11 protein-coding genes are annotated in these 13,559 nt (G+C 40.4%); 5 read left to right on the forward strand and 6 right to left on the reverse strand.

Features of this window, described 5'->3' with window-relative positions:
• Positions 1-40: 40 nt before the first annotated feature.
• The 6 genes from H6A61_RS00805 to H6A61_RS00830 form a co-directional block, all read right to left on the reverse strand.
• On the reverse strand, positions 41-517 hold the full coding sequence (locus tag H6A61_RS00805; RefSeq protein ID WP_204390393.1) for a hypothetical protein: 477 nt from the start codon (positions 515-517) through the stop codon (positions 41-43).
• Positions 504-704, reverse strand: a complete 201-nt coding sequence (locus H6A61_RS00810) for an Arc family DNA-binding protein (protein WP_154042841.1) — start codon at positions 702-704, stop codon at positions 504-506. The genes H6A61_RS00805 and H6A61_RS00810 overlap by 14 nt, the downstream gene beginning before the upstream one ends.
• Positions 705-712: 8 nt before the next feature.
• Positions 713-1,138: a hypothetical protein gene (locus H6A61_RS00815; protein ID WP_204390394.1), complete on the reverse strand. Its 426-nt coding sequence runs from the start codon at positions 1,136-1,138 to the stop codon at positions 713-715.
• 115 nt (positions 1,139-1,253) lie between these two features.
• A complete protein-coding gene (locus H6A61_RS00820; RefSeq protein ID WP_204390395.1) occupies positions 1,254-2,207 on the reverse strand; it encodes an SPFH domain-containing protein in 954 nt (317 codons plus the stop codon).
• A 262-nt stretch (positions 2,208-2,469) separates the two neighbouring features.
• Complete coding sequence (locus H6A61_RS00825; RefSeq protein ID WP_204390396.1) at positions 2,470-4,794, reverse strand: TonB-dependent receptor family protein; 2,325 nt, start codon at positions 4,792-4,794, stop codon at positions 2,470-2,472.
• 34 nt (positions 4,795-4,828) lie between these two features.
• Positions 4,829-7,105 carry an outer membrane beta-barrel family protein gene (locus tag H6A61_RS00830; protein ID WP_204390397.1) on the reverse strand — a complete coding sequence of 759 codons (2,277 nt, stop codon included), beginning with the start codon at positions 7,103-7,105 and terminating at the stop codon, positions 4,829-4,831.
• Positions 7,106-7,429: 324 nt separating this feature from the next.
• Here H6A61_RS00830 and H6A61_RS00835 point away from each other — a divergent pair, with 324 nt between their 5' ends.
• From H6A61_RS00835 to H6A61_RS00855, 5 genes are all read left to right on the forward strand, one after another.
• Positions 7,430-8,671 (forward strand): M1 family aminopeptidase, encoded by a 1,242-nt coding sequence (locus H6A61_RS00835; protein ID WP_204390398.1) that lies wholly within the window; start codon positions 7,430-7,432, stop codon positions 8,669-8,671.
• 358 nt (positions 8,672-9,029) lie between these two features.
• Positions 9,030-9,344 carry an ATP-dependent Clp protease adaptor ClpS gene (locus H6A61_RS00840; RefSeq protein WP_154042845.1) on the forward strand — a complete coding sequence of 105 codons (315 nt, stop codon included), beginning with the start codon at positions 9,030-9,032 and terminating at the stop codon, positions 9,342-9,344.
• A gap of 17 nt (positions 9,345-9,361) precedes the next feature.
• Positions 9,362-11,584, forward strand: coding sequence for an AAA family ATPase (locus tag H6A61_RS00845; RefSeq protein ID WP_204390399.1), 2,223 nt, complete (start codon positions 9,362-9,364; stop codon positions 11,582-11,584).
• A gap of 6 nt (positions 11,585-11,590) precedes the next feature.
• Positions 11,591-12,232, forward strand: a complete 642-nt coding sequence (gene aat / locus H6A61_RS00850; protein WP_204390400.1) for a leucyl/phenylalanyl-tRNA--protein transferase — start codon at positions 11,591-11,593, stop codon at positions 12,230-12,232.
• 177 nt (positions 12,233-12,409) lie between these two features.
• Complete coding sequence (locus H6A61_RS00855; RefSeq protein WP_204390401.1) at positions 12,410-13,552, forward strand: serine hydrolase domain-containing protein; 1,143 nt, start codon at positions 12,410-12,412, stop codon at positions 13,550-13,552.
• The last annotated feature ends 7 nt before the right edge of the window (positions 13,553-13,559 follow it).

Below are 13,559 nucleotides of genomic sequence, written 5' to 3' on the forward strand. Positions count from 1 at the left end.
AGAATTTATAATTTCTTCAAATATAGCACTTATGTTTTAATTATTTGTTCCTGATAGCAAAAATATAATAGACCATTATTGAAAGCAACATTGCCGTTACAGATATTCCTATAGCAGGATTTGCCCAAGGGAAAGTAATGGACAATGCATTGAAAACAAGCATCAGGCTGATAAAAATATTTACAACCCTCATCAACCGGAGCGCCATTATATATTGCTTTACAATATTCTGCCGCGATATTCTCACCGGGAAACGTATATATTCCACCGGAGTGTAGGGACATGTAAATACCAGCAGACAAACAATAAGATTTACCAGGAAACCTGTCAGCATATTATTGTTTTCAAATCCACTATTTACCACAAAATATACACATCCCGCTATTACCATAAGTGCCGAAATCACCTCAAACACCCGGTCTATCAAGGAAGGATGATATTTGATATTTATATCCTGCCCCTGAACAGAATATGGCCCAAGGTTTATATTAAAGAAACGTATCCTAATCTTTTTCATCGTCTGTCACCCTTTCTTTTCGTGTTTTCTTCAATCGGCCACTTTTTCGCAAAGCCTCGTTGATTATCCACTGAAGCTGACCGTTGGTGCTGCGGAATTCATCCGCAGCCCATTGTTCAATGGCTTCCATAGTTTCAGAATCCACACGAAGCACAAAACTCTTTATTGAACTTTCTTTTTTGGCCATAATATTGTTTATTCCAGTTTACCTGAATAATATGAATAGTAATTATTGAATACATTAAGTGATAGAAATGCGCCAAATAGAATTGAAATTGCCACCAGACGCAATATCATATCCATAAGTCCTGTTACTCCACATTTAAAATAGTAAGAAACACAAAGAATCAATACTATCATTAAAGTATAGAAAGCGAAGAGATATAAAGCACACACCACTCTATTCTTAATGTACAATCGGTCTGTAAAGTTATTCAAGACAATATATTTGAATTCTTTTACCGGCTTGAAATATCTATAAGCATAATACAATATAGAAAGGACTAAAAGCGAGAGTAATAATCCATAAACCAATATCTCGTCTTCAACCGGTTCTACAGATTGTATAAAAAATTTTACAAAGCCATTAACCGAAATAACCAAAGTCATTACTATACTCAACAGCATCGGTATGAAAGAGGATACTCTTGTAGAACAATAATATCCCTTTCTCCTATCAAAAAAACTTCATCCTAAACATAGCACTGTAAATATAATTCAAAGAAAAACAAATCTATCAATGATGCAATGTACCAGTATTAACCACAGGTTGTGCAGCCTCATCAGCACAAAGGACAACCAGCAGATTGCTTACCATTGCAGCTTTACGTTCTTCGTCAAGTTCAACAATTTCTTCATCTGAAAGTTTGTCAAGAGCCATTTTAACCATCGAAACCGCACCTTCAACGATTTTTTCCCTCGCACTGATGATTGCAGAAGCCTGCTGGCGGCGCAACATAACAGCCGCGATTTCAGGAGCGTATGCCAGATAGTTTATCCTTGCCTCTAAAATTTCAATTCCCGCCATAGCCAGACGTTCATTCAGTTTCTGCTCCAACTGTTCATTTATTTCTTCACCACCGGAACGCAAAGTCAACTCATCAGCTTCCGACTCATTATTATCATATGCATACTGTCCAGCCACCTGACGCAAAGCAGCATCACTCTGTATGCGTACAAAGTTCTCAAAAGCGTTCATGCGGCTGCCCACCGTACTTCCAACTGTGACCTCTTTACCATTAGCTGTCGAAGTATTAGCTATTGTCTGAGAATCAATTTCAAACATAGCCTTGTAAGTATCCTTCACCTTCCAAACAAGTACAAGACCTATCAATACAGGATTACCAATTTTGTCATTCACCTTTATAGGCTCCACATCCAGGTTTCTCGCACGTAAAGAAAGTTTCTTCTTATCCATAAAAGGATTTACCCAAAAGAATCCAGTTTCTTTGAATGTACCTTTATACTTTCCAAAGAAGACCATCACTCTGGCCTCATTAGGTTCCAACTGCATATATCCGCTCCAAAATATCAACCATGCCAAAATACACAATGCACCTACTATATACAAAGCTATAAATCCTGAAAGGAAGCAAGCAACTGCAGCTCCTGTAAGCACTACCAAATGTAAAAACAAGGCTAAAAAGCCATTCATCTTAAAACCTTTGTAAACTAATTCTCTCGTGTCCATAATTATAAGATTAAGTGATATTATTTTGATATCACAAATATATGGATTTAATTTTACTTTCAAAAGAAATTAGAGTTTTTTAATACTCCAACATGTAATTATATCCTTAATAAAAGGCCTCACAAAGCCTATAAAAAAACGTGGGCAAATTTGACTTAAAACTTGCCCACGTTTTTTATGACGTATGAAACAAAAAAATGAATGTACATTACCTCATCAAACTCATTAAATCCATTAAACCATAAACTTGATAAGCCTGCCATTACTGACTATCCATATTCAGTCGTGACATTTCATTTTCAGCCGCACTACGGTTATTCATTGTACGTTCAGTGCGGAATCTGTAAGTAACAGTAATACCGATTTTCCGAGTATCTTCCTTACTGATGCTGTTCATGATAATATCATTCAGACGGGCTCCACTTCGTACCTTGTTCTTGTTGAAAATATCATATCCATCAAGAGAAAGTTGAAGCCTGTCGTTCAGGAATGATTTCTTCAGGCTCAAATTAAGGGATGAATAACTCTTCGATTCGTAGAGCTGATAATATCCTCTGGTGCCGTAATTAAAATCGGCGGACAACAGGAATCCGGCAGGAAGTGTGAAACTGTTATTGAAATTCAGTATCATCAATGGGCGACCGGATTTCAATACGCTTCCATCAGGACCGGGATAACTGAAGAATGTTTTCAGACAGGTAAGTGTAAGTGAGGGCAGCCACCACTTCACCGGATATTGTACGTTAACCATACCCGTCAGATTGTGCATTCTGTCAAAATTATCCATGTAGCTGACAGTAACCGCTGAATTACCCGGCATACTGTAGAACGCTGTTATCAGCGGATTCTGTGTATTGGTATAATTCAGGTTAAGGAACAGGAACTTATAAAACAGCATATAGTTCAGGTCATGAGTCAAAGCCTGTCTCAGATAAAGATTTCCTTTCTGATAGGTAAACCGGTCTGTATAAACAGCATTGTCGTTCATGACGCCAAAAGGCGGGCGTTCCGTATGAACGGAAAATGAAAGAGACTGTTGCAGGCTCTCGGTATTGTAGCTTAACGAAACAGACGGCAGGAAGTTATGATATGTCTGGTTCTGGCTCTTGTTGCTGCTGTTTTCCTTCAAATTGCTTCGGATGTGCTCGTAACGCAAGCCGGCTCCTACTGACAGGTTATTCCATGTGTAATCATACGACAGATAGAGAGAGTTCTTCATTTCCGTATTACTTGTACTACCATTACTCAATGCACGGACATATTCTATATAGTCTGTTCCGGTTGTATGGCTGAAGTCATAACCGAAGCTGAAAGTTCCGGCTTTTTCAGTTTCATACGACAAGTTTAATTTGGCAGCAAACAAATCCCAGTCCGCCTTACGGTAATAGTCCATAGATGTTTCAACACCGTCGCTTTCCCATTCACGGATATTGCCACGGTTACGGTCTGTCTTATGTAGATAATCACCGAATGCATTTATCTTCCAGCCATTCTTCCAGTCGTTTGTATAATATAGATTCAGATGGTTGCTGACAGACTTGTCGGCCACATCGCTGAGATTCCTGATAAAGGTTGAAGTTCCTTTGTCCGGTATCATGGAAAGCGTATCGTTTGAGAACGTATTACCTTCGCTGTATTTACCTTCATATTTCAGACCGATTTCCGATTCTGGAGAAAAATGATAAGACACTCCTCCAGTATAGGAATGACTTTCATTGAATATTTGCCTTTGATTCAAATTAGTCAGATTCCAGATAGTATCACTTTGAGTCTGCTGATAAATGTCAAGATCCGAATCCTTCTTTCCACGTTCATAATTATAAGAGAGAAAGAAGTCCCAGTTCTTGTAGTTATAACTTCCGTTCATCCGGTAATTCTGACTGAGATGATTTCCCTGCAGCAGATTACCACTGACATTAAAGGCGAGTCCTTCGCCCAGGCGTTTGGTCTTGATTTCAATCACCGCACGCTGCTCCGAATGATAACGCACACCCGTATTCGTCACCAGCCTGACAGACTGAATCTGGTCAATAGCCAGATTGTCCAGTTCTGTACGGTCTGTAACTTCACGGCCGTTGATGTAATAGGTAGGAAGACCTCTGCCTATCACCTCAATGTCTTCACCACGTTTCTGTATGCCGGGTATCTTGCAAAGCAAATCATCCAGTGTGGTTTGTTTGGCAAGAATCGTATTCGGTATATCAGCTGTAATTCCTTCCTTATCCAGCTTGAAGGGTTTCCTATATGCTGTTACCTCCACACCTTCAAGCTCGTTCTGTGACAGTTCCATTTTAACTACCGGCAGTGTGATATCTGTATTGACCTGTATATTCTCATACAATGTCTCATAGCCCAGATAAGAATAACGGATGATATATTCACCCTTATTGACAGATGTATTATACACTCCGCATGAGTCAGATACCGCACCGGTGACAAGTGTGCTATCTGCCTGATTCAGAAAAGCGACATTTACCATCGGCATCATCGCATTTTCCGAATCTATGATTGTTCCTTTAATATAGTGCTGACTGTAAACAGGCAATATAAACACACTGCCTATTATATCTAAAAACGTTTTTTTCATTAATCAAACTTTAGAATTCATAAGGATAAGCGTATTATCTTCCAAAGCGTGATGAATCCACTTCCTTCTTTTCCTTACTGATGCTGCCGCCAAAACGGTAAACAAATTTTACAGAAACAGTACGGCTATATTGTCCCATATTCAAGTCGATGTGTTGCCCTGAATAGCGGTTTCTCACCTTCATTCGCATAGTATCGAACAGGTCAGAACATGTCAGGCTCAGCGTTGCCTTATCCTTCAGGAAGTTCCACTGTGCCCCTACATTGACCGTAAATACCGACTTTGTATCGCTGATACCGGAAATCATGCTTGAACGGTACATCGCATCCAAATCAAAGCCCACATTGGAACCTACCGAGAAATGATTCTGCATGGCAAGCATACAGGCCCATTTCTTGCGGTCAAAAGGAATATCCCAGAAGTTGTCGCAACGATTACGGTCATTGACCACCGTAGCGTTTACCTGAGAAGACAGCCACTCGCCGATATTGAACGGAATATTGGCGCTCATACCGAAGGACTGGTAATAGTTCCAGTTCTGCGTGCGGTACACGAGTGCCAGACGGTCTTTCGCCTGATACATATCCATCGTGAAATAATCGTTGGTACGCTCATAGAACAGTGACAACATATACTGCTGCAAGAAAAGATAATTGGCATTTACACTATAGACATTGGCAGGACGAAGTCCCTCGATGGTCTGAACCTCTTCGTAGGCATTCATGTAAGTGGTACTGGTCTGCATATCCCAATAAGTTGGATAATCCTTTTCTGACGATACACCCAGCATGAACGTATGTTTCTCCGACGGCGAATAGGTCAGACTGGCCTGCGGATAGACCGCCCATTTATGATAGTCACCGATGGAGTAATACTCACCGGTTGCCGAGAGAGAAAGCGACAGTCCGTTTTCAAACTCCTTGTCGAAACCTCCATAAAAGTTGGTAATCTGCTCATAAAGGCGGGAAGAGGAATTGCCCACATCATCCTTTCCTTCAGTCTGATTGAAGAACTGAAAGTTCTTGTTGTCCGTATAATCATAACGGACACCGTATTTCAAAGTCCAGTCATTGGCGAGAGCGTGACTCTGGTCGGCATATACAGAGAACTTACGGATTTTCTGGTCCGAAGTATAATCAAGCAGCTGACGTGTATTGTCTGTCAGTTCACTTTCAAGACGATTCTTGTCATTCATGGTGTAGTCCGTATAATCCACACCAAAATCAAGTCCGAATCCCGAAGAATAGCGGGCAAAGACATTGTGCAGACGGCTGTCCTGCAACTTGTCATTGTGACTGTTCTGGAAGTTTCCGTTTACATCAATCGTACCTTTACCATTATCGGAAAGGGCACCGTTGTAACCTACGTTCAACTCGTTATCCTCGTTTATCTGATAACCGTATTCAGCATAGATGTTATGCTTCCAGCCCTTTGTATTGATTTTCTGTGTCTGCGTGATGTCATATACTTTTCCGTCATAGGTATGCTGTGATGCGAAATCCATCACAGTCATCATGTGCGAATAGCCAGGATTATAAGATACATTCAGCGATGACTTGCCCTTCGTCATCAGGAAGTTTACATTGCCGCTGTAACTGCTGAAATACTGGTTGCTGTAGCTAGCCGACAGTTCACTCTGGATAGTATTGTCGTCTGCCTTGGCCGTTACAATATTGATGGCAGCCCCGCGCACATGATATTCGGGAGGTGTATTATACATCACTTCGGCTGCCTGCACCTGCGAAGCGGAAGTATTCTTCAGCATCTCAATCAGCTGCTCCTGTGTCAGCGTACTTGCTTTTCCATTCAGGATAACCGTTACATCCTTTGCTCCCACCAGTGAGAGTTTACCGTTCCTGTCCTGTACACCAGGTAACTTACATATAGCCTCGTAAGCATTGTTTACGATATGCTTTTCTGAGATTGCCGAAATATCGTAATTCAACTTTCCCTGTTCCACGGTAACGAACGGACGTTCTCCCTCGACAACCACTTCTTCCAGATTATAGTCTTTTGCTTCCAAAGTAATAATACCGGCATCACGCGCCTGTCCCTTAATCTGCCTGGTCTGATAAAGCAGATGCTGGACTATGAGCTGATAATTCTCTGGTTCGGGTTCAAGCACGAATGTACCGTCGGCTGCAGATATGGCTGCACCTAAATAGGTTGAATCCGGCAGCTGCATGACGATGGTAGCACCTTCTACCGGCTGTTTGTTTGTATCTACCACTTTTCCTGTTGTCTGACTGAAAGCAGATGTTGAAAAAACAATACAGATCAAGGTGCATATTATAATTCTTCTATTATACATTATTGGATGATAATTATAAAATGGGGTTTATATAAAGGATTTTTGTAAAAAGCCCTCAAATGTACATATTATAAGTAGAAATTCTGTCTATTAGTTTCAGAAAATTCACCATTCTACAAATCCCAGGGCCACAATCAACCTTTTATTCCATTTGAAAAAATTGTTTTATATATTTCTTTTTCTAACTTTGCTTTTAGCATTTATAACAACAACATTATCCACAAAAAGGAATAGGCTGCCTGACACAATATGAAAAATAAAATACTTGGAATAAGAATAATTATTTTCATCACAACTATAATTTTAACAACTAGTCATGTATCAATGGCAAATGAGATAACAGATTACAAACTTCATATCAACAAAATAAACCAGGAAGCTTGTAATCTACATATAACATGCTCTTTCTCATTAAATTTCCAGGATGCAGACAGTGTTACAATGAATTTTGGTGGTGGACAGGAATTCTCAATAGATAATCTGAGAATTGACAACAAAGAGATTGAATATGAATATAATCTGAAATCAAAGAATATTGTTTTCTGTAAAAAAGAAGCACAGACAGTACAAGTTAAGATGGATTATAGTTACACTAACTTGTCAGCATTTTTCATATATGGAGAAGGAAACGCTGAACTTTGGGAAACTAGTTTCGGAGAATACTACTATCCGTATGTTCCGAACACATATATGGATGTTACTATGAATGTTGAAACACCTGATTCTATTTCACTAATATGCTCCTATCCCCTAAAATCTGATCATTCCAAAGAATATAACGGCAAACTGCAAAACATATTATCCCAATCACTAACATTGGCTTTCATCCAGAACGATGCTTATAAACAGACCAGGGAACTTATTCCTAATGAAATCTTCATTTATCAGATAAAGGATATGGAATGCAGTGATAAGCGTTACAAAGAACTGCTTCAGCTGACAAAAGCAAGCATTGATTTTTTCAGCAGAATTTATGGTGAAGATTATATCTCAAAAGAAAGAAACGTAATGGCATTACCAACCTATCTGTTCCACAATGGAAAAGGATTCAGCAACAGATACAACATCGGATTCATCTCCGCTTCACAGGAAAAATTCTCTACATATCCTGACATTTACCCGCTGGTACATGAAATCGGACACAGATGGTTAGGTGAATGGACTCTCCTTATTAACGATGGTGAGCCTGGTGCTTATTTCATCAAGGAGTCATTAAATGAGTTTATGACATTAATGTTTATCCGTCAATTCTATGGTTCTGAATCATATATGACACAAATTGAAAAGTGCAGATCGGAGTATAATAAAATCAAAGGGACTCCACAAGACGAGGCAATTGTAAATATTGTAGAAAATAACAACAATACGATTGTTTACAGAAAAGGTCCCTTGGTATTAGACTACATCGCGAAAGAAATCGGATATGACGAACTTATGAAAGCCATATCCAAATTCTATCAGGAATACGCAGGAAAGTATCCTCTTAAATATACAAACTTTATAGACCTACTCAATGAAAGTTATAACAGAATTGGCGATAAGCTTAATCTTATGTTAACCAAGTGAATGCAGATATAACCTATTCAATTAATCATAGTATTTTATATGAAATGTTCTTAAAACTTATTGGCTTTCTACCAAACAGGATGCCAACACCTTTTGAACATCCCATAATTACGCTGACAAAAAATATTCCGTCAAATTATTTTCTATAAATACAAACTCGATTTTTATAAATATAACTTGTATTTATAAAAACATAAGTTGTATCTATATAAATATAATCTATATTTACAGAATATCTCAAACCGTTTACAAGAATTATTTACCGTGAAAAACATTTCATACCCCATACACAGAAACATCATTTTTGAAGTTTGCAAACTTGAGTAATACATATTTTTTCATTATTTTTGTTCTCATTATGGGAAAACAACAGACAAACATAAAGGAAAAAGGACGTGTCAGCCTGAAAGAGCCGAGACGTTATAAAGTAGTTATCTATAACGATGACTTCACAACCATGGATTTCGTGGTAAAGATTCTGACTACAGTATTCTTCAAATCGGAAAATGAAGCTGAGGTTCTGATGATGAGTGTTCACAAAAGCGGTTCTGCAGTTGTGGGCATTTACAGCTACGACATTGCGCTGTCTAAGGTGAGAAAAGCTACGGACATGGCACGTGAAGAAGGATTTCCACTAAAACTTACAGTACTGCCTGAGGACAAGCAGGCCTAACATTCACAACAGAAAATATGGACTTGAAATATACTAAACACGTAAATAAAGCATTGGAAGTCGCACATACGGAAGCCAAGTTCAGGAGACATGAATTTGTAACTCCCGAGCACCTGTTGTATGCTCTAATACAACAGGATGAATTCGTATATGCACTTGAGGACATGGCTTGCAACATAAACAAGCTGGAGAAAAATGTAAAGGAAGTTCTCAACACAAAATTCGAGGTTCTGCCAGAAGGTACGCAATACGAACCGGAAAACTCTACTCAGATGGCAGAGATTTTCATAAAGGCACATATGATTGTCACCTTCTCAGGAGCCAACGAGATAGATGTTCCACACTTGGTACAGGGCATGCTTGAACTGACAGACTCCTGGGCAGCATATATCCTGAAAAATACCTTGAAAGATGATATTGCCGAATTTACAAGCATGCTCATTGATGAATACAGCTATGACTACGATGATATTCTTGATCATGAACACGGCTATGAGAAGAACGAGACATGGAAGAACTTCGTAACTTGCATAAACGACAATCTGGAAAGCCACAACCCTCTTATAGGAAGAGAAGAAGAACTTGAAAAGACTATCCGCGTTCTGTGCCGAAAGGAGAAGAACAATCCTTTGCATATAGGCGAATCGGGTGTGGGAAAGACTTCTCTCATATATGGTCTTGCAGAAAGGATAGAGAAAGGCAATGTGCCGGAGAAACTGAAAGGTTACCGCATCTATGAACTTGACCTTGGCGGTATCATAGCCGGAACACAGTACCGTGGTGAGTTTGAAAAGCGACTGAAAGGTATTATGTTGGGAGCTGAGAAAGAGGGCAAAGCCATCATCTACATTGACGAAATCCACAATCTTATCGGTGCCGGAAGAACCAGTGACGGATCGTTGGACGCATCGAATATGCTTAAACCATACCTTGAAGGGGGGAATATAAAATTCATTGGTTCAACCACTTACGAGGAGTACAACAAATACTTTGCAGGAAGCAAGGGAATGGTAAGACGTTTCCAACAAATAGATATTCTCGAACCAAGCATTGATGATACAGTCAAGATTATAAAGGGACTTATAAAGGGATACGAAACTTTCCACAACGTGAAGTATCGTAAGGGAGTGATTGAGTATGCCGTAAGCATGAGTGACAAATACATCAAAGATAAGTTCCTACCCGATAAGGCTATCGACCTGATAGACGAAGCAGGTGCATACAGAGAAATACACAATGACGGGAAAGATAAAAATATCGTTACAAAAGAACTCATTTCGGACATCCTTGCAAGAATGTGTAAGATAGAATCCATCACTGCCAAGGAAGATAATACAGAGCTTGAGCATCTGCCAGCCAAGATGAAAGCGCTTATCTACGGACAGGATCAGGCTATCACTCAAGTGACGGAAGCTGTTATGATGTCGAAAGCCGGACTGAACGATGACAACAAGCCTATAGCAAGTCTGCTGTTTGTGGGTCCTACAGGCGTGGGTAAGACAGAAATTGCAAAAGTCCTTGCTGCCGAACTTGGTATAGGTCTGGTACGTTTCGATATGAGTGAATATTCGGAGAAACATACTGTGGCGAAACTTATCGGCTCGCCTGCCGGATATGTGGGCTATGAAGAAGGCGGACTTCTGACAGATGCCATACGCAAGACTCCAAACTGTGTTCTGCTGCTTGACGAAATAGAAAAAGCTCATCCGGACATATTCAACATACTGTTGCAGGTGATGGACTATGCCGTGCTTACCGACAACAAGGGACGCAAGTCGGACTGCCGACATCTGATTCTGATTATGACATCGAATGCAGGAGCACAGTATGCACATCAAGCTTCGATTGGATTCAAGGGACAGGCCACTGCAGGAGATTCCATGCTGAAACAGGTTAAGAAGACATTCAAGCCTGAGTTCCTGAACAGACTCTCAGCCACTGTGGTGTTCAACGATATGGACAGTAACATGGCTCAACTTATCCTCGAAAAGAAACTGAGAGAATTCAGCGCGAAACTTGAAGCTAACAAGGTGACTATGGAAATAGGTACTGATGCCAAGGAATGGTTGCTGAAGAAGAGTATAACCAAGGAATACGGTGCACGAGAAATGGACAGAGTGATAGGCCATCACCTGAAACCACTGTTCGTCAAGGAAATGCTTTTCGGCAAGCTGAAGAACGGTGGCCATGCTCTTGTCGGCATAGAGAATAATATTCCTGCCATAACCCTGAAAAAGTGATAAGGCATGGTATTCAAGTTGAGTAAAAGACTTGCCTTTCCGGATCCTCATTTGGGAGAGCCGGACGGGCTGCTTGCCATAGGCGGTGATTTGTCAATTGACAGACTGCTGCTGGCATACTCTTACGGTATCTTTCCGTGGTATGCCTTCAAGAGACAGGTCATAGAATGGTGGTGTCCGATGCAGAGATTCGTAATCTTCCCTTCGGAGATACATGTATCGCACTCCATGCGTACACTGATAAACAAAGACAAGTACAGAATAAGCATTAACGAAGCTTTTGAGGATGTTATACGCAATTGCGGAAAGCTGCGTGAGGATGAAGAAGGCGCTTGGCTAGGCCCGGAAATGACGGAAGCGTACATCAGACTGCATGAACAGCAGTTTGCCGCCAGTGTGGAGGTATGGGAGGATGACAGGCTCGTAGGCGGACTTTATGGTGTAGCATTGGGGAAATGCTTTTTCGGTGAGAGTATGTTCTCGCTTGTTCCAAGTGCTTCAAAACTTGCTCTTATACATCTGGCATGGTTCCTTGAAGAGAGAGGCGGACTGATGATAGACTGTCAGTTCGAGACTCCGCACCTGAAATCGATGGGTGGCAGATACATTTCGTATGAGGAGTATATGAATATTCTTTCACAAGAATAAAACCATAAAAAGAAAATCCGTCAGCATTTTCACAAACACTGACGGACTTTTAATCAATGAGGAATTAAAAACATAACTCCAACATAAAACCAAACAAGAATATTAAGCTTTTGTATAACTTTCAAAATATATAACAGAGGAACTATAGCTTTTGTTCGATCATAAACAAAAAAAATTATGAAAACAGGGAAAAAAATTCTCATAGCGATACCTATTGCCATAATTATAGCGTATCTGTGCCTGCCTTTCTATGCCAAAAAGGCACTGATCCACTGGTTTCCCACTATTGACGACCTAGGTATTTTCGAACATGCCACTGTTCATGCGCCCGATTCCTGTTGGGAATGGGCTGTCTCGGAGGATTACAATTCTTTCCAACTTTCAAAGAAGGATTCAGCGTACATTGACGATATGAAAACGGTGTCTTTCTTGGTAATAAAAAATGACAGTATTCTGTACGAGACTTATCGCGGAGGATGGAACGACACTCTGACTTCAAACCTGTTTTCTGCCACTAAAAGCATAGTGGGACTACTTGTTGGAATAGCCATAGACGAGGGTAAAATAGGCAGTGTGGACGATAAGGTAGTGAAATATATCCCTGAATATAACCGTGGAAGGCAAAAGGACATCACAATCAGAAACCTGCTTACAATGAGCGCCGGAATGGACTGGGACGAAGCCTACGCTTCACTTTTCTCTGTAACCACGCATGGATATTACGGCAACGACCTCTACGAACTAATCATGGGCCTTGATATAGTAGATACTCCGGGAGTTCAGTATTCCTACAGAAGCGGTGAGACACAACTGCTGTCATTTGTTCTTGAAGCGGCAACTGGCGAAACCATCAGTCAATATGCAGAGAAGAAGCTATGGCAACCGATGATGGCAGGACAGGATGCTTTCTGGCTACTCGACAAGAAGAACGGTGATGAAAAATCATTCTGCTGCTTCCACACTACAGCAAGGGATGCTGCAAGATTCGGACGTCTGATGCTGAACAAAGGAAACTGGAACGGAAGGCAACTTGTCAGCAAGGAATATATTGAAGAGGCCATGACACCGGCATCATATCTGAAAGACCAGTGGGGCAAAGACCCGCTTTCATATTATGGCTACCAGACATGGATTATGGACTACAAAGGAGAGAAATGTCCGTACTTCAGAGGTATGCTGGGACAATATATCATAGCCATACCTTCGAAGAATGCCATAGTGGTTCGCCTCGGACATAAACGTTCGAGAGAGTATGTCAAAGAACTCACTACGGACATAATAAGATATATGGAAATAGCTGAAAAAATTTTACAACAATAACCATTCT

This window comes from Bacteroides caecigallinarum (genome assembly GCF_016901995.1).
GTDB lineage: Bacteria > Bacteroidota > Bacteroidia > Bacteroidales > Bacteroidaceae > Phocaeicola > Phocaeicola cellulolyticus.

Excerpts from the sequence above, each read along its gene's own strand:
- H6A61_RS00805 (WP_204390393.1), bottom strand. The coding sequence starts at position 517 with ATGAAAAAGATTAGGATACGTTTCTTTAATATAAACCTTGGGCCATAT.
- H6A61_RS00810 (WP_154042841.1), bottom strand. The coding sequence starts at position 704 with ATGGCCAAAAAAGAAAGTTCAATAAAGAGTTTTGTGCTTCGTGTGGAT.
- H6A61_RS00820 (WP_204390395.1), bottom strand. The coding sequence starts at position 2,207 with ATGGACACGAGAGAATTAGTTTACAAAGGTTTTAAGATGAATGGCTTT.
- H6A61_RS00825 (WP_204390396.1), bottom strand. The coding sequence starts at position 4,794 with ATGAAAAAAACGTTTTTAGATATAATAGGCAGTGTGTTTATATTGCCT.
- H6A61_RS00830 (WP_204390397.1), bottom strand. The coding sequence starts at position 7,105 with ATGTATAATAGAAGAATTATAATATGCACCTTGATCTGTATTGTTTTT.
- H6A61_RS00835 (WP_204390398.1), top strand. The coding sequence starts at position 7,430 with ATGGCAAATGAGATAACAGATTACAAACTTCATATCAACAAAATAAAC.
- H6A61_RS00840 (WP_154042845.1), top strand. The coding sequence starts at position 9,030 with ATGGGAAAACAACAGACAAACATAAAGGAAAAAGGACGTGTCAGCCTG.
- H6A61_RS00845 (WP_204390399.1), top strand. The coding sequence starts at position 9,362 with ATGGACTTGAAATATACTAAACACGTAAATAAAGCATTGGAAGTCGCA.
- aat (WP_204390400.1), top strand. The coding sequence starts at position 11,591 with ATGGTATTCAAGTTGAGTAAAAGACTTGCCTTTCCGGATCCTCATTTG.
- H6A61_RS00855 (WP_204390401.1), top strand. The coding sequence starts at position 12,410 with ATGAAAACAGGGAAAAAAATTCTCATAGCGATACCTATTGCCATAATT.